Raw genomic sequence first — 23683 nt, forward strand, 5'->3', positions numbered from 1 at the left:
CCACTAAACATGTATTAATCTCTATCGCCATTAAAAATTGAGTTTCTTACAATAACGTAGTCAACTGTAGTTAGTGATTTTAAATCCTTGCCACCTGCATACGAAATCGAACTTTGAAGGTCTTGTTGCATTTCAATTAATGTATCTTGTAATGAACCTTTGTGTTCAACAAACATTTTTTTACCTTCAACGTTTTTATGTTCACCTTTTTGGAATTCAGAAGCACTACCAAAATATTCTTTATAACACTTTCCATCTAATTCAACCGTTTCACCTGGAGATTCTTCATGAGCAGCGAATAATGAACCAATCATAACCATAGTAGCTCCAAATCGAATAGATTTAGCGATGTCTCCATGTGTTCTAATACCACCATCAGCAATTATGGGTTTACGTGCAGCTTTACTACAAATATTTAATGCAGCTAATTGCCATCCTCCTGTACCAAATCCTGTTTTAACCTTTGTAATACATACTCGTCCTGGACCTATACCAACTTTAGTAGCATCTGCACCAGCATTTTCTAATTCTCTTACTCCCTCAGGTGTTCCAACATTACCAGCAATAACAAATGATTGAGGAATATGTTTTTTTATATGCTTAATCATGTTAATAACCGAATTAGCATGACCATGAGCGATATCAATCGTAATATATTCAGGTATTAGGTGCTCAGATTTTAGCTTTTCTATAAATTCAAATTCAGTTTCTTTTACACCAACTGAAATCGAAGCGAAAAGCCCTTTATCTTGCATTTTTTTGATAAATGGAATACGGCTCGCTTCATCAAAACGATGCATAATGTAAAAATAGTCGTTTTCTGCAAACCATTCAGCTAAAGATTCATTCATAACTGTTTGCATATTTGCAGGAACCACTGGTAACTTAAAAGTTTTAGGTCCGAATTGTACAGTCGTGTCACACTCAGATCTACTATTAACAATACATTTATTTGGAATTAATTGAATATCTTCATAATCAAAAATTTTCATACTTTAAATTTCCCCTATACATTTTAAATTTAAAAAACGATGTAGGACATAAATAAACTCTTAGACGATTGAATCACTTATAGGTTCTAAATAATTAGAATAATATAACTATAGAGCAATTTAATTTCAAAACTAGATAAAGTATCTAATCTTTACAAATTCATTTATAACATAAGTTAGAGCGAGAAATCACTTTTTTCTCGCTCTCATTATTTATATCCTTATTTACTTTACAATTTTTTAAATACAATGTAAATGGACTAAAGTATTAGTTTTAATTACCAACTAGATTTTTTCACACCAGGAATTTGTCCTTTATGTGCATGTTCTCGAAATGCAATTCTAGACATTTCAAATTTTCTCATTACACCTCTAGGACGTCCTGTAACTTTACATCTTCTTGTTAAACGTGTTGGAGATGAATCTCTTGGCAATCTTTTTAATGCTTCATAATCTCCTTTCTCTTTAAGTTCTTTACGTAATTCATAATACTGATTTACTAATTTTTCTCTTTTCAATTCTTTAGCTATTTTAGATTTTTTAGCCATACATAATCTCCTTTTTACAAATCGTAATTATTACGTTTTATATATTAACATACTTTTAAAAATTTACAAGGCTCTTTATTTTAAAATAAAAAACTCATACATGTTATTTGTCTTAAACATGTATGAGTCTAAATTATTTTATCTTTTTGTCGTATTTAAAAGATAAGGAATTATTTAGTTTCACGGTGTAGCGTGTATTTATTTAATCTTGGGCAATATTTTTTCATTTCAATACGCTCAGGATTATTACGTTTATTTTTTGTTGTAATATAATTACGATCGCCACATTCAGTGCAAGCTAAAGTTACATTAACGCGCATCATTAACATCCTTTCTTGTTGTATATAATTAGGAATTCTTACGATTTAAAATTTTACCATATCCTTTATTCCTACGCAATAAATTTTTTGATTTCATCAAGTCAATCCTTCTTCTTTAATAAAAAATAACGATTATTTAAAAAAGTCAGAAAATTTAAAATTTTTAAAACAAATTGTTCAAAAGTTATTGAATACTTGAACTAAAACGATTAAAATGATTTGTATATTTTAATTTTAATTTAGGAGATATTATATGGAAGATAACAATATGAAACGTGGTCTTAAATCAAGACACATATCTATGATTGCTATCGGAGGTGCAATAGGCACTGGCCTTTTTGTTGCTACAGGTAGCGTCGTTTCTCAGGCAGGTCCCGGAGGAGCTATTTTAGCTTATTTATTGATTGGCATCATGCTTTACTTTTTAATGTCATCTATTGGAGAACTTGCTACATTTTATCCTGTATCTGGTTCATTTAGTTCATATGCTACTCGTTTCATTGATCCATCTATCGGTTTTACAATGGGATGGTTATATTACATTCTATGGTCTTTAGTATCGAGCGTTGATGTAATGGTAGCTTCTAATGTTTTATTTTTTTGGGATGTATTTAAATTTTTCAGTCCTCTAGTATGGAGTTTAATTTTTATAACAATTATATTCCTATTAAATATCTTTACAGTTAAAGCATTTGGTGAAACAGAATTTTGGTTATCATTAATTAAAGTAGTCACAATCATAGTATTTATTGTAGTTGGTATATTAATGATTTTTGGTATTCTTGGTGGACATACATATGGATTTGAGAATTATACTAAAGGGCAAGCACCTTTTGTAGGCGGTTTATCTGGTTTCTTAGCAGTATTACTTGTAGCAGGTTTTTCTGTGGGTGGTACAGAAGTTGTGGCTGTCACTGCAGGTGAATCTGATAATCCTGAAAAAACAATGCCAAAAGCTGTTAAACAAGTATTTTGGAGAATTTTATTATTTTATGTTTTATCTATTGTAGTAATTGCAGCTATTATTCCTTATACTGATCCATTATTATTAAATAAAAATCAATCGGTATCTCAAAGTCCGTTCACTATCGTTTTCGATCGTATCGGTATAGCTTTTGCTGCATCAATTATTAATGCTGTTATTCTTACATCATTACTATCTGCAGCGAATTCTGGAATGTATACAACAAGTAGAATGCTTTTCTCTTTGAGTAATGAAAAACAAGCTCCAAAGTTTTTAAATAAATTAAACAATAAAACAAAATTGCCAATGCGTGCTATAGTCACTACATACATTTTAGTAGTAGCAATTATTATTCTCGCTAATTTCTATGCTAATGCAGTATTTAGTTTATTAAACATTATTGGGTCTTTAGTTATTATTGTATGGGCAATAAGTGCATGGGCTCAAATACGTTTACGTAGAGGTATTAAACATCAAGGTAAAGATATTAATACTTTATTACCTTACAAATCACCACTTTTCCCTTTAGGTCCTATCATTGTATTCGCTACTTTAATTTTCTTATACTTTGGTAATTCTATCGGTGATTTATTTAACGGTAATATAGGCGATTTTTTCACTAATATCATGCCTTTGGTTATCTTAGCACTTATTTTTATCGTGCATAAACTTATTCGCAAAACTAAATTTGTAAAATTAGATAACATGGACCTTACCCCTCACCATTATCATGATTAATATCATCATTTATCTAAGCCTGGGACAAAATTAATTGTCTCAGGCATTTTTAATACGTTGAGTTCGAGGCCGTGATGAGATAACAAATTCAAAATGAATTCAACTCCACACCACTTTTATTACTGAACATAATATTGATATTTTCTAATAGTAGTTTATTTTGTATAATGAGTATAACAATAACGACTTAGAGGTGACTAAGTATGGTAGGTCAAACAAATCTATTTGATGATGTAATAAAGAGTGATGAACGTTTTGTTATTGTCGTACAATCTCTAGAAGAAAGAAATGGACAACTACTGAAGCGTACATTACGAGAGTATCCTAGTCTAACTCATGATCAAATGGAAAACTTATTTACACATTTAAAAGATGTATTTCTAGATGAACCATTTCAATATAACCAATCTGCATATACAATAACGGTATATACAAATTTAGATTATGCAGCTGATCAAGTATATGCCCATGTAAAAAGAAATAAAGGTAAACATGACTGGACACACACTGCTAAATAATTAGTAATGCTCACAAAAAAACAGGAAGCGGAACATCATTCAATATGAATTCATTCCGCTTCCTCTTTAATTTATATAAATGTTTTATAGCAATTCTTTAAGTGCTACTGGTATACCATTAGAATCATTATCTAATGTAACTTTATCTGCAATTTTTTTTAATTCTTCACTCGCATTTCCCATTGCTACTGCATATCCCACAACTTCAAACATTGATTGATCATTGAGACTATCTCCAAAACAAATCACTTCTGATAATGAAATATTTAACTTTTCGCATAAAGCTTTAATTGCATTACCTTTAGAAACATCTTTAGCCATGAATTCCAGGAAGAAAGGTTTACTCGTTGTCACATCAATATCCGAATTAAATGTTCCATTTAATTCGTTACGTGCTTTTAAAATATTTTCTTCATAATCAACGCCCATTGCTTTAGGTACGTCAGACTGAATATACGCTTTAATATCATCCACTTGTTTCATAGGTAAACCAGTTAATTTTGATTCAATTTTACGATATTCATGTTCTGTATCAAAGATAATTTGTCCGTCTTGATACGTTAATGTTAAAAAGCCTTTTTCGCGACAATAATCTGTAATTTCATCAAAATTATCTTTAGTTACACTTTTACTTACTTCAATTTCATCTGTTTTAGCATTAATTGTTTTACCGCCATTATAACTAATGATGTAGCTTTGATAATAACCTAACTTTAATTCTTTAGCTATTGGAATCATTCCTTCAGTTGGTCTTCCAGAGGCTAAAACAATCTTATATCCTTCTTCTTGTAATTGAATTAAATAGTCTTTGGTTTCAGGACTAACTTCATTATTGCTTGTCATTAAAGTATCATCCATATCCATAACAATCATTTTATAGTTACTCATTTCTTAGTTGCTCTCCTTTCATATTTTGCTCTTATCTATTTTACAATAATTTTATGAAGGATACACAACTTCTTCAATAACACCTACATTATTAATTGTAGCATGTTCAGAATCACAGGTTGTTATTTCTGATTTTAATGTTCTAACAAGTTCTCCACTTTTTTCTTTACGACTAAACGTCAATATAGTGGGACCTGCTCCACTAATCACAGTGGCATAAGCATCATATTTTTTAGCTAGGGCCTTTACTTTTTCAAATTCAGAGATCAAGTGCTGACGATAAGGTTCGTGAAAACCATCTTGTGTCATCATTTTTCCAGCAAGTTCATAATTATGTTGAATTAATGCACAAATCATTGTATTGCTAATCGCACTATTTTGAACTGCTTTTTTATGAGAGTAATTGTCTGGAAGTACACTACGTGACTCTTCAGTTTTGAGTTCATATGTTGGAATAGTAAGAATCACATCTACATCAGGTATATCAATATGTGCCACATTTGTTTCTTTCGTTTCAGGATTATAATATCCTGCGAGTAATCCACCATAAATTGTAGGCGCTACATTATCAGGGTGTCCTTCTATTTCAGTGGCTAGTTGAAGTAATTCATATTTAGACAATTGAATATTACCGAAGTAGTTAGCAATATATAATGCTCCAACTAAAGCGGATGCAGATGACCCTAAGCCTCTTGCTAATGGAATTTCACTTCTCATTGATACTTTTAAATTAGGTAATGTCACATTATATTTTTCAGCTACTTGTTGTGCAACTTGATAGACATAATTACTTTTATCTTTTGGTAAAGATTCTAATTCTTCATTTAAATATTTAAATTCCCAGTTACTTCCTTCCGCTTTCTCAGCATATAAGTATAAATACTTATTAATTGCCATACCAATAGAATCAAATCCAACTCCTAAATTAGCAGTTGATGCAGGTATTTTTAGATAAAGTGATGGTTTCATATTAAAGCGTTCCCTTAATATAATTGATAATACTCTCTTTATTGTTAGGAAGCGGTTGAATTGGATTGTCTAAAATTGAAATGGCAGTATCCGGATCTTTCAGGCCATTACCAGTTAATATTGCTACTACTTTTTTACCTTTCGGCAATTTTCCTGCGCGATGTAATTTAATTAAACCGGCAATCGAAGCATTGCTTGCTGGTTCACTAAATACTCCTTCTTTAGATGTCATTAATTGATATGCTTCTAAAATCTCATCATCAGTCACGCTATCGATAAGACCTTTTGATTCCTCTAATGCAGTAGTTGCTTTTTTCCAACTTGCTGGGTTGCCGATACGGATAGCTGTAGCAATTGTTTCAGGATTTTTAACTACTTTATTTTGAACCATCGGTGAAGCACCTTCTGCTTGGAAACCAAATAATCTAGGAAGTTGACTTTCCTTTTTCTCATGATACTCTTTAAACCCTTTCCAATAAGCAGTAATGTTTCCTGCGTTTCCTACTGGTATTGCTAGTACATCCGGAGCTCCTTCTAATTGCTCTACAATTTCAAATGCCCCTGTTTTTTGTCCTTCTATTCTAAATGGATTAACAGAATTTACTAATTCAATGTCATCATCATTTTGTGCAATCTCTTTAACAATCTCTAACGCTTCATCGAAGTTACCTTCAATTGAGACAATTTCTGCACCATACATAACTGCTTGTGAGAGTTTACCTAAAGCAATCTTTCCTTCTGGAATCACTACGATTGCTTTTAAGCCTGCACGTGCAGCATAAGCTGCTGCTGAAGCAGATGTGTTACCTGTTGAAGCACAAATAACTACTTTTTTTCCTTGTTCTTTCGCTTTTGTTACAGCCATTACCATCCCTCTATCTTTAAAAGAACCGGTTGGATTGGCGCCTTCATATTTAACATATAAATCAATATCTAGCATTTCTGATATATGTGCACAATGAATCAGTGGCGTATGCCCTTCATTTAAAGTAAGTTTAGGCGTATTTTCATTAACTGGTAAATACGCTTTAAATTCTTCTACTAAACCTTGCCATCTTTTCATAATCATTAAACTCCTTCAACTGGGTAAATTTTTTCAATGTTGTAATCTGCTTTACTAAATAGTTGCTCAGGTGATCGATCTACCCCAATAATCACAACTCCATAAGAACTAGCATCCCGTTGTTCTATTTGAAGCGATTTATGAAATGGTAAATCTAATTTAAGTTGATCTTTAAGCTTATCAATTGATTCATCACTATGAATGACAACGTAGTAATTTAATTTTTCTCCAATAGCAATTGTGTCATCATTATCCATTAATTCTCGAGTTTTATTTGTTTTTAATTCAAAATGAGGTGGTAGTGTATGCAGATTTGATTCAAAGAAAAGTGCCACATTTAATAAATCACTCACTACTGCACTTCCTGTAGCTAAACTACCTGCCCCTTTACCATAAAACATTGTATCTCCTACAGCATCTCCAATAACGTAGATTGCATTGTATTCATTTTCTACCGCTGCAAGTTGATGTGATTTATGTATTAAGGTTGGTTCAACTGATGCTTTAACTTTGCTATGATGATATGTACTTTTACCAATTAATTTAATCTTATAACCCAATTTATCAGCTACATTAATATCAGATAATGTTATTTCACTAATACCTCTTACTTTCACATCATTTAACTTAATTACTTGGTTAAATGATAGATAAGATGTGATGACCACTTTTCTAGCTGCATCAATACCTTCTACATCATCAGTGGGATCCGCCTCAGCAAAGCCTAATCTTTGGGCTTCATCAAGTGCATCTTCAAAAGAAGTTTGTTCTTTTGTCATTTTTGAAAGGATAAAATTTGACGTACCATTTAAAATACCCATGAACTTAGAGATGTTATTTGCATTTAACCCATTGTTAATTGCATTAACAATAGGAATACCACCTGCAACACTTGCTTCAAACTTTAAAGCTACGCCCTGTTGTTCTGCTAGATTCTCTAGTAATTCTAAATGCACAGCTAGTAAATCTTTATTTGCTGTAATGACATGTTTTTTTCTTTTTAAAGACTCTCTCAACCAATCAACAGTTGGTTCAATCCCTCCCATTACTTCTATAACTATATCAATGTCATCATCATTTAAAATTTCATTAACGTCTTCTGTTAAATGATATTGACTAATATTAATAGATCTTTTTTTAGAAGCATCTCTTACTAAAATATGTTTAATAACAATATCTTTATTTAGAGTATCTTTAATTTGTTGCCGATTTTCTTCAATAATTTTTACTACACCAGAGCCTACTGTTCCTAAGCCCAATAAAGCGATGTTTAATTCTTTCATAACTTTTATCTTCCTCCTATTTGTATTATTGAGAAGTACAATTGTTTTATTGAAAAATACTTAAATTTATTATACTATTAAATCGAATTAATTGAATAGGCCTTTTTAAGAGTAAAAAGTGAATATGTAGATATATATTATCATGTAGAATCAGGAAATTAAATAGAATTTTCTGATTTTTTAGAAAGGTTGGTAAATTTTATGAAAGTTGCTAAGTTTGGTGGAAGTTCTGTTTCAAATGCAACACAAATTAAAAAAGTCCTAAATATCGTCAATGATGACCCAGACAGAAAAATAATTATTGTATCTGCACCAGGTAAAAGACATAAGGATGATGTTAAAACGACTGACTTACTTATTCGTTTATATGAAAAAGTAATCAATCATTTGGATTATCAAGATAAAAAAAGAGAGATTATTCAACGTTATGCAGATATTTTAGAAGAATTAAATATGGAGTCTACACTCTTAGAAACAATAAATGAAACACTTGAAACACTCATTAAACAATTAAACGATAAGCATGATCGTTTATATGATGCATTATTATCATGTGGTGAGAATTTTAATGCTCAACTCATTGCTAAATACAACGATTCACAAGGCATCAAAACAACCTATCTATCACCAAAAGATGCTGGTATCTTAGTAACAGACTTACCACAACAAGCACAAATTTTAGAAGAATCTTATGATAAAATTTATAAATTAAGAGAAATTGAAGGGAAAATTATTATTCCAGGTTTCTTTGGTGTTTCTAAACATAACTATGTCGTTACATTTCCAAGGGGCGGTTCGGATATCACAGGGGCAATCATAGCGCGTGGTATTAAAGCTTCGTTATATGAGAATTTTACAGATGTATCTGGAATTTTTAAAGCAAATCCAAATGTAATTGAAAATCCTGAACTTATTGAAGAAATTACATATAGAGAAATGCGTGAGTTATCATATGCAGGATTTAGTGTATTTCACGATGAAGCGTTACAGCCTTTATATAAACATAGAATACCCGTAGTAATTAAAAATACAAATCATCCAGAGGACAAAGGAACCTTTATTCGCCATGATCGTGAAGTCACAGATAAAAATCAAATTATTGGCATTAGTTGCGATAAAGATTTCACAGTTATTAATATCAAGAAATACTTAATGAATAGACAAATTGGTTTTACAAGAAGAATTTTAGAAATATTAGAAGACTATCATATCTCTTTCGATCATATGCCATCAGGTATTGATAATATTAGTATTATAATGCGTTCTAATCAAATCAAAGACAAAGAGAATGAAGTATTGAGTGCTATTAGAAAAAAATGTGATATTGATGAATTAAGCATTGATCATGACCTTGCCATATTAATGATTGTCGGTGAAGGAATGACTCAATCTGTCGGAACTGCTAACAAAATCACACATGCTCTAGCAGAATCCAATATCAACCTAAAAATGATTAATCAGGGGGCTTCTGAAATTTCTATGATGTTTGGTATTTCAAGAGAAAATGCAGATAAAGCTGTGTTATCAACTTATGAGTATTGCTATCATGGTGTATGCTTAAAAAATTTATGTCCTAAATGACAATTACACAAAAAAAATCTGAGACATTTATTTTATCTCAGATTTTTTATATTAAACTTTTTGTGTAAGTGCTTTTTTAATTTTATGCTCTCCCACTACCATTTTTAAAATCACAAATTGATAATAGCTCAGAGCATCTAAAACTGACTTATAATTAGCTTTTGAATTGTTTAGTTGATAATCTAGTAAATCATACATTAACACGATTTCAGGTTTGATATAATCGACATCCCAAGTTAATGAATGAAAATAAATACTATTTTTAGGTAGTCGGATATTAGTGTTTAGTCTAAATATCCATTCCTCATTTATAACATCATAAATAAAAATACATAAAATAACTTTATCATTATTAACAACGTTTATATGAGAAATAGATGGAATATCTAAATTATCATTATCCATGTTATGATTGGACTTATCATAATATTTAAATGTATAACTTGAAGGAATAACTTTTAAAACCTCTACGATTCGTTTTCTTTCTACACAAATATCGACTTTCGAAGGTAATTCAAAAAGTTCATTTAAAAATAGTTGAATAGCAACTTCACCGTGAAATTTGAATGCTGTACGGCATTGATTTTTTAATATTCCAACTAGTTCTTCTACATGATTTTGGTGATGAGACATACAACTGTCCTCCTTAAAGGAAACGCTTTCATATGTTAATTATACAAACACAATTTAATGTTTTCAATTTTTAATTTGTGAAAAATTTGTAAATCTTCTAACTCTTCTTTAGATTAGAGGACAAAATTTTATACAATTTTATATTTATAATAATGAATAAATTATATCCTGTTATTATGTTCTTTTTCAACTTAAATTATCATTTTTTGTTTATTGAACAATAAATATATTTTGTTTATAATTAATTATTGATTTCTATAGAAAATTAATTTAATCATTAATCTTCTAATTTACAAATATGAAACAGGAGGTGAGAATATGACACATACGATTATTCTGATGATTATTATTGTTATTCTTATATTTGCATTTGTACTCAATCAAAGATACATGCAAGATAGAATAGATACTGAAGTTTACGCTAAAAATCAAATAGTCTCTAAAAATTCTTTACTTAGTAAAGAAAATTTAGAACTTAAAAATAAAATATTAAGTTCTAATAACGAGATTAGTCCTCATTCAAAACGTAATGCTAAACGTGCGTTACAAGATATCTTAGACCGTTTTAAAGATTCAGGAAAATTAAAATATTATAATATCATTACGACTAGTAATTTAGCTACTAAACATCCACTGTTTGAGTATGCAAGAACATTTGACTATATAGTTGTGTCTGACGTAGGTCTTATTAATATTGACGTTAAAAGTTGGAAACAAAAAACATTTTATCATTTTGATTTACCTACTTCTGATCACTTAGAGGGTGATGATCAAAGTGTAGAACAAATTGTAGGTCATTATATTAGTAAACAATATCATAGTCAATTTGATTCAAATCGTAATGAAATATATACTTTTGTTGAAAAAATTCAAAACAATCGAGTCATCTATGAATTTTATCAACATGATCCTTATGAACAAGCTGCTATTAACGCAAAAATCTTAAAAGATGGCATTGAAAAATATTTTAATCATAAAATTCAAAGTATTGGTGTCATTTATTTTAGTGATGGTAGTGTTAATATAATTGAAGGTGCCGATGAAAGAGAGAAATATATTGATACAGTATCCACTAAATCTTCTTTAGAATCTGTTATTAATAATGCTATTGAATTATCTAAACACCCACTATCTAAAACTCAAGTTAATACTATTGTTGAAAACTTTCATAATTAAAAAATGAGTATGGGAGAACATTCTTAACGAATGTTCTCCCATACTCATTTTTTAACTCCAAAGATTCACTTTATCTTTTTTAGCTTGCTGTTCATCTTTTTCAAATGTACTTCTATATTTACCGTTAGGTGAGAAGTATTTTTCACGAGCTAATCCTTTTTTAACTAATTCTTCGTTATACATTGTTTTTTCATCTAACCATACATAGGCTAATGTACGACCATAACGGTCTTCTTTTTCCTTATCATATTCTAAATACACATCTTTATTATTTAAATGTTGTTTGCTGTAATTAGAAGCTTCCTTCCCATAAGGTTGAACTGGTGTGTTAGGTTTAACCGTTTCTGGTGTATCAACACCAATTAAACGTACCTTAATTTGCTCACCATTTGATTTCTTAGCCACAAATGTATCTCCATCTACAACACCCTCAACGTGGACTTTCTCTTTTCCTTTAAATTCTGTCTGTGTTGAATTAGATGAAGGATGCTGACTACCGTCTTTAAATGGCCCTGTATGATTTAAAAATTGAAATGCTAATACGCCAATAACAATGACAGCAAGAACAATTATTGTTAAATTTTTCTTTGAATTCATAGGTGCCTCCTATATTATATTTTTATTACTCAAATATAATATATAATATGTATTTAATTATCAATCAATACTTTCGACCTAAAAAGTCTACCTATATTAAATTTATTTTCAAAAAATGATTAATTGATATTCAACATGATATAATTATACATGTTAGGAGTGAAATATATGAGCGAACGTAATGAAAATTTAGTCACGATGATTGCTGTTGTAATTGCTATTATTGTTGGCGTTATTTTACAAATCGTTTATAAACTGCCTATTATTGTTTCGGTTGTTATAGCAGTATTGTTAGGCATTTTAGTTGGATTTATTGTTTATATTATTCAAAGTATTATACGTAAACGAAAAGATAAATAAGGGAGTATCATACAATGTCACTCTCAATAAAAGACTGAATTAAATATCATTCAATTCAGTCTTTTATATATATGATTTAAAATCTTTTACTTACTTTTATATCCATCCTTTTTCTTTTGCCTTCTTCCAAGCATTAAACCGATTATCTGCATTTAATTTATCAATTATATTAGACGTATAATTTCTTACTGTTCCATCTGAGAGATAAAGTTTTTCTGCAATTTCTTTACTACTTAGATTATTTCCAATTTCACGTAATACAACTTGTTCTTTATGTGTTAAGGGATTAGATTCTTTAAATAAAGTAGTCATTAATGAAGTACTATACTCCTTTTCACCTTTCATGACGTTTTGAATAGTTTGTATTAAATCTTCTACCGAACGTTCCTTCAATACGTATGCATCTACATCATTAGCCACAGCTTTTTCGAAATAACCTGGTCTTTTAAATGTTGTTACAATAATGACTTTAGTATCTAATTTAAATTCTTTTATTTTAACTAATACTTCTAATCCTGTCAGTCCAGGCATTTCAATATCTAATATAGCAATATCTGGATGATACTTTTCAATAAACTCAAATGCGTCAACCCCATTAGCACAGTCCTCAATCACTTTCATTTGGTCGTTGAATTCAATCAGTTGAACCATCGCTTTTCGCAACATATATTGATCTTCTGCTATTATAATGCTAATCATTTAGTATCCTCTCTTGGTATTATAATACGTATATGCATACCACTTTCATCTTTAATTTCTAGTTTTCCATTAAGAAATTGAACTCTATTTTCTATACTTTCTAACTTAATGTCTTCTTTATCGTTTAAACCTTTTCCATTATCTTGAATAATTAAGTAGAGTTCATTTTTTTCTTGTCTAACCTCACAACAGATTTTACTAGCATTTGCATGTTTAATAACATTATTTATTGCTTCTCTCAAAATCATTGACAATATAGTTTGTTTTGTTGGATTTAAAACATTAACACTTCTTATATTTTTAAATTCAAATTGAATATTTGCATCTTTTAAAATAGTTTTTACGGATTGAATTTCTTCTTCAAAGCTCTGAGATTTCAAATTTTCAATAATAATTCTTACTTTGCTTAATGTATCTTTTGAAATTTGGTTAATCGCTAATATCTCATTTTTAGCTTTTTCTTGATCTTTATCAATTAACTTATATGCCAATTCTGATTTTAAACTAAGACTTGCAAATACATGACCTAGTGTATCATGTAAATCTTGCCCTATACGTTGTCGTTCTTGTTCTGCAATTAATGTATTAATATACTTATTTTTCTCTTTTATTTCTTTTTTTAATGCTCTATCTTTTTTAGTTTTAAAATTTCCTAGTGTAATAATTAAAATAACTAAATAAAAGATAATTAATACAGAAACATATTCTATTTGATAAAAACTTGTAATTGTGAGACATAAAAGCATTACAATTATAAATGTAATAAATTCTTTAGACTTAATTGTTACTTCAAACATGAAAGGTAATGCAAATGCGCTAAAGAAAAAGAATAAGCTATTCATTGGATTAATAGTATAAACAAAATATATAATTCCTAAATAATGAAGCACTAGTAAGATATATAATACTTTTTTATTGAATCGATAATAATATAATACCAACATAAGATATGAAATAATAAAAATTACTAAAACAATTAAATATACAGTTTGAGAACCTCGTTTTTCATTAAAGATGCTTATAATTGGAAATAACAAATATAAAAGTGTAGAAAGTTCTCCTAACCTAATACTCCATTTTCTTTTTTCCATCTAGTTCACTTCTTTTCTTTGGTTAATCCACATTGCAATAATTAAAAACATTATACTATATACAATTAAAGTAAATAATGAAGTAATATTTAATCCTTGATTTTTAACTAATTCCAGTGCCAAATTTTTCAAATGATATGTTGGAGTAATTTTCGAAATTTTTTGTAACCAAATTGGAAATGTTTGAACTGGAAACCACAATCCTCCTAATATCGCTAACACCATATTAACTATATTGGCTATACTACTTGCTTTTTGTGTCTCATTAAATTGAGCGATTACTAATCCTAAGGTTAAAAATAAACTTGCACCTATCCATAACGACACACCTGAAAGTAACCAATGTTGTATACTCATATTTACATTTTTATAAAGATGAGCAACAACAAATATTAAAAGAATAGATAATAAAAATAACAACATTGTTTTTATTACTTTAGTGATAAAATAGATTTTACTGGATAAGGGAGTAACCATTAATCGTTTAAACCAACCTGTATTTCTTTCTTCTATAATGTCTAAAGGAAATTGCGTTAAACAAAAACTCATCAAACTAAACACTGTCATACTATACATATATTCTTTATAGAACTGCTGTTTCGCCTCTTCTGGTAAGTCTAGTAAAGAAGTAAATAATAAATAAAAGCCTACCGGTAATATGATTGATAAGAAAGTAGTTAATTTCTTTCGAAAAATAATTTTCAATTCTGTTTTTAATAAAATAATATTATTCATCTCGAATCCCTACCTCTTTTTACGTCCGCAAATAAAATTGTTTCTAACAATGTTTGCTTTTCAATAGTAATATCATTTAAATTTATATTTAATTTTTCCAAATAATATATTACTTTCTTAACATCAGATGTTTTAATTTTTAAAATAGTATCTTCAATTTTTACATCAAAATAATTTGTTAAATTCTGTAAATTATTGTCTACTGTATTTGGTACTTTAATTATTGAATAATGTTGGTTGGCTAATATATTTCTAGGTGAATCATTTAACTTAATAATGCCTTGATCAAGAAATATAACTTTATCTGCCATTCGCTCCACTTCTTCAATATAATGAGAAGTATAAAAAATCGATACTTTTTCTTTTTTTAATTTCCCTACCATTGTCCAGAAATGTTCTCTCATTTCAATATCCATAGCTGCAGTAGGCTCATCTAAAATGAGAAGCTTTGGTTTACCTATTAAACACAATCCAAAATCTAATATACGTTGTTGTCCATCAGATAAGTTATTTGCATACAGATTCAACTGGCTATCATTCAATTTTGTAATTTTTTTAAATTCATCTATTGAAATTGCATCCTTGTATAGTTGACAAAATAATTTATATAATTCTTTTACTTTTATTAGCCTAGGAAAAGAAGTTTTTTGAAATAATACACCAATATGATTTAAATTTAATAAATGATCTATATCTATAATTTCTCCCGTTTCTGCTTTCAAATGATTAATTAAAATATTGATTAAAGTTGATTTTCCGGCTCCATTTTTTCCTATTAATGCAGTACTAATACCCTTTTCTATATTTAGTGATATATTTTTCAATACTGTCTTCCCATTATATTTTTTGGATAAATGTCGAATTTGAATCATAACTCATCACTTCCTTTTGTTAATATAAATAATTTATCAACAAACAAGTTATAATTTCAGATAAAAATGTCACTATTTTCAAATGACAATTGTCACATTAATAAAACCGACAAAGCACAATGCTTTGTCGGTTTTATTAATTCTTACAAGATTGGTGATAATAATTTGGAAATATCTTCTTTGAATTTAATTGATAATGGACGTTTTTTATATTTCTCAAGTGTAAGGTGTTTAGACTTTTTAATATCTTCTTTATACGCCTCTTTTAGCTTCTTAGCTAATTGTTCATCATATACGAATGCATTAACTTCAAAGTTCAATACAAAGCTTCTGTAGTCCATATTAGATGAACCTACACTACTGACTTCATCATCAATCATTAACATTTTAGAATGTATAAATCCATTTTGATACGTATACACTTTTACTCCATATTCAAGTAATTCAGCAACATTTGAAAATGTAGACCAGTAGACAAATGGATGATCAGGTTTACATGGAATCATTATGTTAACATCAACGCCAGTATTGGCTGCCATTTTCAATGCGTTAATGTAAGCTCGATCTGGTATAAAGTAAGGTGTTTGAATATAAATAGATTTTTTCGCACTCATAATCATTTTGGTATATCCAAACTCAATTTGGTGTAGTTCATATGCAGGTCCACTTGAACCAATTTGAATGGCTGAATGACCATCGTATACTTTCTTTTTAGTAAAATACTTATTATCGTATTCGAATTGTGGACGATGTGCTTGAGAGTTCCAATCAAGAATAAATCTAATTTGAAGTGCATTTACAACATCACCTTGTACTCTTAAATGCGTATCTCTCCAGTATCCTAGTTTACCTAAACCTAAATAAGCGTCACCTACGTTAAATCCACCAATATACCCGATTTGACCATCAATAACAATAATTTTACGATGGTTGCGATTATTCATTCTAAAGTTAATAATTGGTAGTTTAGATGCAAAAAATGCTTCGACTTCTCCACCTAATGATTCAAAACGTTTAAATTTGCGACGCTTTAATTTTTTTGAACCCACATCATCGTAGAGTAATTTAACTTCTAAACCTTCTTCCAACTTTGTTTCTAGAGCATCGATAATTCGTTTACCTAGACCATCTAACTCAAATCCAAAGTACTCTAAATGTACGTAGTTTTTTGCATTATAAATATCCTCAATTACTTTCTCATATAATTCATGACCATCAGTAAATAAATCAATTTTATTGTCTTCAGTAATAAAAGCATCTTGTTTCTTTAATAGCATTCTTGCCATGTCTTGATGATTTTGTAGCTGTTTATTTTCTGTATGATAGTTATGATGATCAATTTTATGTGCTTGTTCATCAATCAAATCTTTATAAACATCTAATTCTTTACCATTATTTTTCTCCATTTTTCTTTTTGAAACTGTTCTTCCGAAAAATAGATATAGAATAAATCCAAGCACTGGTAATACAAATAAGACAAATAACCACGCCCATGTTGATGATGCACTACGTCTGTTACGCTCTAGAAAAATTAAAATAAATGCTAATACTAAGTTAACTAAAAATCCAAGCGCTAAAATGATATTAAATATTGTGCCTATCTTAGGGCCAAAAAGACTTATCATAAATCTAAACTCCTACTTCTAAAATTCAACTTTTATTTATCGACTAATATTAAAAAGGCGCTTAATACTTCTTCATTATTAGGAAATTGACGTTCTTCAATTTTATCAATTGAAACATTTAATAATTCATAGCGACTTCCTTCTTCACTTGCTAAATATTGATTAATTTCATTTTCTAATTCTGTAATTGTATGTTCTTGAATCCTCTTAAATTTTATTTTACTCATTTGTACCACTCCATTTCATATATTTGTTTAAATAGTAGTCTTTTTACATATAATTATCAACTAAATTGTATAATTTTTTTCGAAGCGCTTACAATTCAATTTTTATTCTATTAAATTCACATTAGTAAAAAGGTAGTGTATACTAAAGACATTCTATTAAATTTTTCAGAATAATCAGTTTAGAATAAGCATAAGGAAATTAGGGAGGAATTCGATGATATCTTTTGAAAATGATTACCTAGAAGGTGCACATCCAAAAGTTTTACAACGTCTTATTGATACAAATTATATTCAAGCTTCGGGTTATGGGGATGATCAATTTTCAAAACACGCCGCTGATCAAATTCGAAAAACGATTCAATGCCCTGAAGCCACTGTTCGCTTCTTAATTGGCGGTACACAAACAAATCAAGTTGTTATAAATACTGTATTAGAGCCATATGAAGGGGTTGTTTCAGCTAATACAGGTCATGTGGCAGTACATGAAGGCGGAGCTATAGAATTTAGTGGTCATAAAGTATTAGCAGTACCTTCTCAAGAAGGTAAGATTTCACCTAAAGAAGTGAATAGTTACCTTGAAACTTTTTATAGTGATTTCAAACGCGAACATATGGTATTTCCGGGTATGGTTTACATTTCTCATCCTACTGAATATGGAACGTTATATAGTAAAGAAGAACTCAAAAACTTATCAGAAGTCTGTAAAGAACATAATATTCCATTATTTATGGATGGCGCACGTTTAGGTTATGGTTTAATGAGTGATGAAACAGATGTCACAATTGAAGATATTGCTAAATACTGCGATATTTTCTATATAGGGGGTACTAAAATTGGAGCATTATGTGGTGAAGCAATTGTTTTCACAAAAAATAATGAACCTAAACATTTCACTACACGTATTAAACAACACGGTGCCTTACTTGCAAAGGGTCGCTTAGTTGGTATACAATTTTTAGAATTGTTCACTAACAACTTGTATTTCGACATTAGTAGACATGCTATTAATATGGCGAATAAAATGAAGAAAGGATTTATCGATAAAGGATATAAGGTATATTTTGATTCACCTACTAATCAACAATTTTTCATATTAAATGATGATAAAATTAAAGATCTTCAAAGTAAAGTAAAATTTGCTATTTGGGAAAAACATGATGATACACATCGTGTAGTTAGATTTGCGACAAGTTGGGCAACAACTGAAGAAAATGTAGACAAACTTTTAGAATTAATTTAGTCATAATAAATTAAAAACAGACCTTAAGATACTATGCTTATGGTCTTTTCTAATAAGTTTACATAATATGTTTATAGTTTATCATGATTTCTTTATATCCTTTAATAATTATTAGAGAAAGTATCATTACCCAGAAGATTATATTCATTTTAATAGCTTTATTTACCTAAAATAATTAAAAAAGAAGCTAAGGCAAATGCCTTAACTTCTTATATCCCTAAGTCTTTCCCCTTTTTGCTTAGCGATTAGTATTGTTTCATATATTGATCGCGTTCCCATTCAGACACTTGAGTTCTGTAATAGTCCCATTCGATAGATTTAGAATTAATAAATTGATTGTAGATATGATTACCTAAAGCTTTTTTAACTGAATCGTTTTCACGCATTGCTTTTAATGCAGTGTAAAGTGTAGATGGTAAATCTTGAATACCTACTGCTTCACGTTCTTCACGATTCATTTCATAGATATTTTGGTTTACTGGTTCTGGTACTTTAGTTTTGTTTTTAATACCGTCTAAACCAGCTTGTAAGATTGTAGCTAAAGCCATGTAAGGGTTAGCAGCTGGGTCAACTGAACGTACTTCAATACGAGTTGATAATCCTCTTGAAGAAGGTACACGTACTAATGGAGAACGGTTTTTACCACTCCAAGCAATGTAACATGGTGCTTCGTAACCAGGTACTAAACGTTTATATGAGTTTACTAATGGATTACATACAGCTGTAAATCCACGTGCATTATTTAAGATACCTGCAGTAAAATGATATGCATCTTCAGTTAATTGATCTTTACCATTTGGATCAAAGAATGCATTTTCTTTACCTTTAAATAAAGATACGTTAAAGTGCATACCGCTTCCGTTTACACCAAATAATGGTTTTGGCATAAATGTCGCATGTAAGTGATGTTTACGTGCAATTGTTTTAACAACTAATTTAAATGTTTGAATGTTGTCACATGCTGAAATTGCATCTGCATATTTGAAGTCAATTTCGTGTTGCCCTGGTGCTACTTCATGGTGACTTGCTTCGATATCGAAGCCCATATCTTCTAATTCAAGTACGATGTCACGACGGCAATTTTCACCTAAATCAGTTGGTGCTAAGTCGAAGTAACCACCATCATCGTTTAATTCTAATGTTGGTTCACCTTTTTCATCCAACTTGAATAAGAAGAATTCTGGTTCAGGTCCTAAATTGAAATCTGTATAACCTAATTCTTCCATTTCTTTTAATACACGTTTTAAGTTAGTACGTGGGTCACCAGCAAATGGTTCACCGTCAGTTGTATATACATCACAAATTAAACGTGCTACTTTACCTTGACCTGCTGTCCATGGGAAGATAACCCAAGTGTCTAAGTCTGGGTATAAGTACATATCTGATTCTTCAATACGTACGAAACCTTCGATTGAAGATCCGTCAAACATCATTTCATTATCTAACACTTTCTCTAATTGACTTACTGGAACTTCAACATTTTTAATTGTACCTAAAATATCAGTGAACTGTAATCTTAAGTATCTTACATTTTCCTCTTTTGCAAATTTGCGAATATCATCTTTTGTAAAAGTACGTTTTGGCATGGTAGACATCCTCCAAGTTATTAATTAATAAATCGTGATAAGTCGCCACGATTTATCGGTAAAGCTTCACTTCGCGGTTTCTGAGTTGCATCTACAATCATTCTTTTTCTCGTCTCTTGTTCATCGGTAGTTAAATGCCCTTGATTATTTGTAACTATTTGTTTGATACCTTTTAAATTAAAACCTTTTTCAATTAATGCTTTAATTTCTAAAAGTCTCTCTAAATCATTCATAGAGAATAACCTTTTATTTCCTTCGGTACGTTCGGGCTTAATGAGTTCATGTGTTTCATAATAACGTATTTGTCTTGCTGTGAGTTCTGTCAATTTGCAAACAACACTCATAGAGAACACGGCCATATTACGTCTTATTGTATCATTAGACACTACAACCTCACCTCTACTTTTGAACTTGTTTATAATTTAGCATAGATTAATATGAAATACAAAAATATGTTAGGTTTTCTGACATAAAGTTCAAATATCTCTCACATATAACAATAAAAGCCCGTAGATACAGTCATCTATGGGCCTTTACTATTCAAAAAATATTTTTTAATTCATCAACAAAATAACTTATTCTTATTGTTAAATTTTAAAAACATTAAGCTTCAATATGGTTGTTTTTCATTTTTACTTCAAAGTCATCAAGTAATGTTCTAGCTTCATCAACAGTTTCTGTACTCATTAGTTGATGGCGTAATTCACTTGCACCTCTAATACCTCGCACATAAATTTTAAAGAAACGTCGTAAACTTTTAAATTGTTGTGTTTCATCATTTGAATACTTTTCAAACAACTCTAAATGTAATCTAAATAAATCTAAAAGTTCTTTGCTTGTATGTTCACGTGGCTCTTTCTCAAATGCAAAAGGATTATGGAAGATACCTCTTCCAATCATGACTCCGTCAACACCATATTTCGTTGCAAGTTCCATTCCTTTTTGTCTATCGGGAATATCACCATTGATAGTTAATAATGTTTGAGGTGCCACTTCATCGCGCATTTCTTTAATGGCTTCAATTAATTCCCAATGTGCGTCGACTTTACTCATTTCTTTACGAGTACGAAGATGGATGGATAAGTTTGCAATGTCTTGTTTAAACACATGTCTTAACCATTCTTTCCATTCATCTATATTATAGTAACCTAAACGTGTTTTAACACTTACAGGTAGTCCACCTGCTTTGGTCGCTTGAATAATTTCAGCTGCTCTTTCTGGTCGCAAAATTAATCCAGAGCCCTTACCTTTTTTAGCAACGTTTGCGACTGGACACCCCATATTTAAATCAATACCTTTAAAGCCCATATCTGCTAAACCGAAACTCATTTCTTTAAATTGTTCTGGCTTATCGCCCCATATATGAGCAACCATAGGCTGTTCATCTTCACTAAATGTTAAACGTCCTCGTACACTATGTATTCCTTCTGGATGACAAAAACTCTCAGTATTTGTAAATTCAGTAAAAAATACATCAGGTCTCGCTGCTTCACTTACTACATGTCGAAAAACAATGTCTGTCACGTCTTCCATCGGCGCTAAAATGAAAAATGGACGTGGCAATTCATTCCAAAAATTTTCTTTCATAATTAAATTAAACCTTCTTATTTATTAGTATCACATATAATTAACCATGATATATTACCATAAATTAAATCTATATACAAAAGAACATTCACTCTTATTACTTATATTGCTATATATTTATAAATATTTTCTAGTACTATTTTAAATTAAATTCTGTTCTTTTAAATTCATTACCGCACGTGTTACTGCGATTTTAACATGTTCATAAGTTAGACCACCTTGCACATATGCCTCATAAGGTGGACGAATCGGACCATCTGCTGATAATTCAATAGAGGAGCCTTGCACAAATGTTCCCGCTGCCATGATGACATCATCTTCATAACCAGGCATATAACTAGGTTCAGGACTAAAATGTGCATTTATTGGTGACGCATGTTGAATACTTTGACAAAATGCAATCATCTGCTCTTTTGTATCAAATTGAACGGTTTGAATTAAGTCAGTACGCTTAGCATCATACTTTGGTACTGTGTTCATATTCATTTTTTCAAGAAGTAAACTTGTAAATAATGCGCCTTTTAAACTTTGACTCACAACATGTGGTGCTAAAAAGAAGCCTTGATACATCTCTTGTAATGAAGATAATGAAGCACCCGCTTCTTTACCAATACCAGGCGCAGTTAAACGATAACCACATCGTTCGATTAAATCTTTTCTTCCTGCAATGTAACCGCCAATTTTCGCTAATCCGCCACCAGGATTTTTTATTAATGACCCTGCAATTAAATCAGCACCTACTTCTATTGGTTCTCGACGCTCTACAAATTCTCCGTAGCAATTATCTACAAAAATGATTACATTTGGATATTGTTGTTTAATTTGAGAAATAGCATTTTCTATTTCATCAACTGTAATTGAAGGACGTTGTCCATATCCTTTAGAACGTTGAATAGCTACGACTTTTGTTTGCTTTGAAATAGTATTTAAAATCGTTTCAATATCCATCATTCCATCTTTTAATGCAACTTCTTTATACGTTACGCCATGCTCTTTAAGACTTTCAATACCGTTTCCATTAACACCAATCACTTCAAGTAGGGTATCGTAAGGACTTCCAGTAATGTACATCAGTTCATCCCCATATTTAAGTGTACTTTGCAACGCTAATGTAATGGCATGAGTACCTGAAATAATTTGAGGTCTAACAATTGCATCTTCCGCTTTAAACGTATGAGCATATATTTCTTCTAAATGATCACGTCCAAAATCGTCATAACCATATCCTGTAGAACCTACTAGATCATTCTCGCTCGCCTTAACATGATGAAAAGCATCAAGAACTTTTTCTTGATTGATATAAGCAGTTTCTTCAATTTCTTTAAAAAAAGGTGCTAACGTTTCTTCTACTTCAGAAACGATGTGTTGAATATCTAACATGCAATTTATCT

The 23683-nt window shown here is 30.1% G+C and carries 25 protein-coding genes; 6 read left to right on the forward strand and 19 right to left on the reverse strand.

Annotated elements, in window-relative coordinates; all coding sequences use genetic code 11:
- Positions 1–14 precede the first annotated feature (14 nt).
- From guaC to rpmG, 3 genes are all read right to left on the reverse strand, one after another.
- A complete protein-coding gene (guaC, locus tag AC2FB1_RS06060; RefSeq protein WP_490674387.1) occupies positions 15–992 on the reverse strand; it encodes a GMP reductase in 978 nt (325 codons plus the stop codon).
- A 278-nt stretch (positions 993–1270) separates the two neighbouring features.
- On the reverse strand, positions 1271–1540 hold the full coding sequence (rpsN, locus tag AC2FB1_RS06065; RefSeq protein ID WP_490674388.1) for a 30S ribosomal protein S14: 270 nt from the start codon (positions 1538–1540) through the stop codon (positions 1271–1273).
- Between the two features lie 170 nt (positions 1541–1710).
- On the reverse strand, positions 1711–1860 hold the full coding sequence (gene rpmG, locus AC2FB1_RS06070) for a 50S ribosomal protein L33 (protein ID WP_001265708.1): 150 nt from the start codon (positions 1858–1860) through the stop codon (positions 1711–1713).
- A 253-nt stretch (positions 1861–2113) separates the two neighbouring features.
- Between rpmG and AC2FB1_RS06075 the strand changes: the two genes are divergently transcribed.
- Both AC2FB1_RS06075 and AC2FB1_RS06080 read left to right on the forward strand, forming a co-directional pair.
- Positions 2114–3562 (forward strand): amino acid permease, encoded by a 1449-nt coding sequence (locus AC2FB1_RS06075; protein WP_490674389.1) that lies wholly within the window; start codon positions 2114–2116, stop codon positions 3560–3562.
- 203 nt (positions 3563–3765) lie between these two features.
- Complete coding sequence (locus AC2FB1_RS06080; protein ID WP_490674390.1) at positions 3766–4080, forward strand: hypothetical protein; 315 nt, start codon at positions 3766–3768, stop codon at positions 4078–4080.
- A gap of 84 nt (positions 4081–4164) precedes the next feature.
- On the opposite strand, the gene AC2FB1_RS06085 is transcribed toward AC2FB1_RS06080, so the two are convergent.
- The 4 genes from AC2FB1_RS06085 to AC2FB1_RS06100 are packed head-to-tail and all read right to left on the reverse strand — an operon-like array spanning position 4165 to position 8283.
- Positions 4165–4968: a Cof-type HAD-IIB family hydrolase gene (locus AC2FB1_RS06085; RefSeq protein WP_490674391.1), complete on the reverse strand. Its 804-nt coding sequence runs from the start codon at positions 4966–4968 to the stop codon at positions 4165–4167.
- Positions 4969–5019: 51 nt separating this feature from the next.
- A complete protein-coding gene (gene thrB / locus AC2FB1_RS06090) occupies positions 5020–5937 on the reverse strand; it encodes a homoserine kinase (RefSeq protein WP_490674392.1) in 918 nt (305 codons plus the stop codon).
- Between the two features lies 1 nt (position 5938).
- The gene (gene thrC, locus AC2FB1_RS06095; protein ID WP_490674393.1) at positions 5939–7000 is read right to left on the reverse strand and encodes a threonine synthase; all 1062 of its coding nucleotides are present in this window, start codon (positions 6998–7000) and stop codon (positions 5939–5941) included.
- Between the two features lie 5 nt (positions 7001–7005).
- A complete protein-coding gene (locus AC2FB1_RS06100) occupies positions 7006–8283 on the reverse strand; it encodes a homoserine dehydrogenase (RefSeq protein ID WP_490674394.1) in 1278 nt (425 codons plus the stop codon).
- Positions 8284–8484: 201 nt separating this feature from the next.
- Here AC2FB1_RS06100 and AC2FB1_RS06105 point away from each other — a divergent pair, with 201 nt between their 5' ends.
- Entirely contained in the window at positions 8485–9864 is a 1380-nt protein-coding gene (locus tag AC2FB1_RS06105) for an aspartate kinase (RefSeq protein ID WP_490674395.1), read from the forward strand.
- 51 nt (positions 9865–9915) lie between these two features.
- Here AC2FB1_RS06105 and AC2FB1_RS06110 read toward each other — a convergent pair whose 3' ends face one another.
- On the reverse strand, positions 9916–10497 hold the full coding sequence (locus tag AC2FB1_RS06110) for a hypothetical protein (RefSeq protein ID WP_490674396.1): 582 nt from the start codon (positions 10495–10497) through the stop codon (positions 9916–9918).
- A 318-nt stretch (positions 10498–10815) separates the two neighbouring features.
- Between AC2FB1_RS06110 and AC2FB1_RS06115 the strand changes: the two genes are divergently transcribed.
- On the forward strand, positions 10816–11673 hold the full coding sequence (locus tag AC2FB1_RS06115) for a hypothetical protein (protein WP_490674397.1): 858 nt from the start codon (positions 10816–10818) through the stop codon (positions 11671–11673).
- Positions 11674–11724: 51 nt separating this feature from the next.
- On the opposite strand, the gene nucI is transcribed toward AC2FB1_RS06115, so the two are convergent.
- Complete coding sequence (gene nucI, locus AC2FB1_RS06120; protein ID WP_490674398.1) at positions 11725–12270, reverse strand: thermonuclease NucI; 546 nt, start codon at positions 12268–12270, stop codon at positions 11725–11727.
- Between the two features lie 168 nt (positions 12271–12438).
- On the opposite strand from nucI, the gene AC2FB1_RS06125 reads away from it, so the two are divergent.
- Positions 12439–12630 carry a hypothetical protein gene (locus AC2FB1_RS06125; RefSeq protein WP_002448766.1) on the forward strand — a complete coding sequence of 64 codons (192 nt, stop codon included), beginning with the start codon at positions 12439–12441 and terminating at the stop codon, positions 12628–12630.
- Between the two features lie 96 nt (positions 12631–12726).
- Here AC2FB1_RS06125 and AC2FB1_RS06130 read toward each other — a convergent pair whose 3' ends face one another.
- The 6 genes from AC2FB1_RS06130 to AC2FB1_RS06155 all read right to left on the reverse strand — a co-directional run bounded on the left by AC2FB1_RS06130 (position 12727) and on the right by AC2FB1_RS06155 (position 17879).
- A complete protein-coding gene (locus AC2FB1_RS06130) occupies positions 12727–13329 on the reverse strand; it encodes a response regulator (RefSeq protein WP_490674399.1) in 603 nt (200 codons plus the stop codon).
- Positions 13326–14420: a sensor histidine kinase gene (locus tag AC2FB1_RS06135; RefSeq protein WP_490674400.1), complete on the reverse strand. Its 1095-nt coding sequence runs from the start codon at positions 14418–14420 to the stop codon at positions 13326–13328. Before AC2FB1_RS06135 ends, AC2FB1_RS06130 begins: the two co-directional genes overlap by 4 nt.
- Positions 14421–15155, reverse strand: coding sequence for an ABC transporter permease (locus AC2FB1_RS06140; protein ID WP_490674401.1), 735 nt, complete (start codon positions 15153–15155; stop codon positions 14421–14423).
- The gene (locus AC2FB1_RS06145) at positions 15152–16027 is read right to left on the reverse strand and encodes an ABC transporter ATP-binding protein (RefSeq protein ID WP_490674402.1); all 876 of its coding nucleotides are present in this window, start codon (positions 16025–16027) and stop codon (positions 15152–15154) included. The genes AC2FB1_RS06140 and AC2FB1_RS06145 overlap by 4 nt, the downstream gene beginning before the upstream one ends.
- A gap of 143 nt (positions 16028–16170) precedes the next feature.
- Positions 16171–17652, reverse strand: coding sequence for a cardiolipin synthase (gene cls / locus AC2FB1_RS06150; protein ID WP_490674403.1), 1482 nt, complete (start codon positions 17650–17652; stop codon positions 16171–16173).
- 32 nt (positions 17653–17684) lie between these two features.
- Positions 17685–17879 carry a hypothetical protein gene (locus tag AC2FB1_RS06155; RefSeq protein WP_490674404.1) on the reverse strand — a complete coding sequence of 65 codons (195 nt, stop codon included), beginning with the start codon at positions 17877–17879 and terminating at the stop codon, positions 17685–17687.
- Between the two features lie 214 nt (positions 17880–18093).
- On the opposite strand from AC2FB1_RS06155, the gene AC2FB1_RS06160 reads away from it, so the two are divergent.
- The gene (locus tag AC2FB1_RS06160; RefSeq protein WP_490674405.1) at positions 18094–19119 is read left to right on the forward strand and encodes a threonine aldolase family protein; all 1026 of its coding nucleotides are present in this window, start codon (positions 18094–18096) and stop codon (positions 19117–19119) included.
- 245 nt (positions 19120–19364) lie between these two features.
- Here AC2FB1_RS06160 and glnA read toward each other — a convergent pair whose 3' ends face one another.
- The 4 genes from glnA to AC2FB1_RS06180 form a co-directional block, all read right to left on the reverse strand.
- Positions 19365–20705 (reverse strand): type I glutamate--ammonia ligase, encoded by a 1341-nt coding sequence (gene glnA / locus AC2FB1_RS06165; RefSeq protein WP_490674406.1) that lies wholly within the window; start codon positions 20703–20705, stop codon positions 19365–19367.
- Between the two features lie 20 nt (positions 20706–20725).
- The gene (locus tag AC2FB1_RS06170) at positions 20726–21064 is read right to left on the reverse strand and encodes a MerR family transcriptional regulator (protein ID WP_490674424.1); all 339 of its coding nucleotides are present in this window, start codon (positions 21062–21064) and stop codon (positions 20726–20728) included.
- Positions 21065–21308: 244 nt separating this feature from the next.
- The gene (locus AC2FB1_RS06175) at positions 21309–22292 is read right to left on the reverse strand and encodes a tRNA dihydrouridine synthase (RefSeq protein ID WP_490674407.1); all 984 of its coding nucleotides are present in this window, start codon (positions 22290–22292) and stop codon (positions 21309–21311) included.
- Between the two features lie 141 nt (positions 22293–22433).
- Positions 22434–23672 (reverse strand): methionine gamma-lyase family protein, encoded by a 1239-nt coding sequence (locus tag AC2FB1_RS06180; protein WP_490674408.1) that lies wholly within the window; start codon positions 23670–23672, stop codon positions 22434–22436.
- Positions 23673–23683 lie beyond the last annotated feature (11 nt).

The organism is Staphylococcus sp. CoH_129_LAB_1, assembly GCF_058191515.1.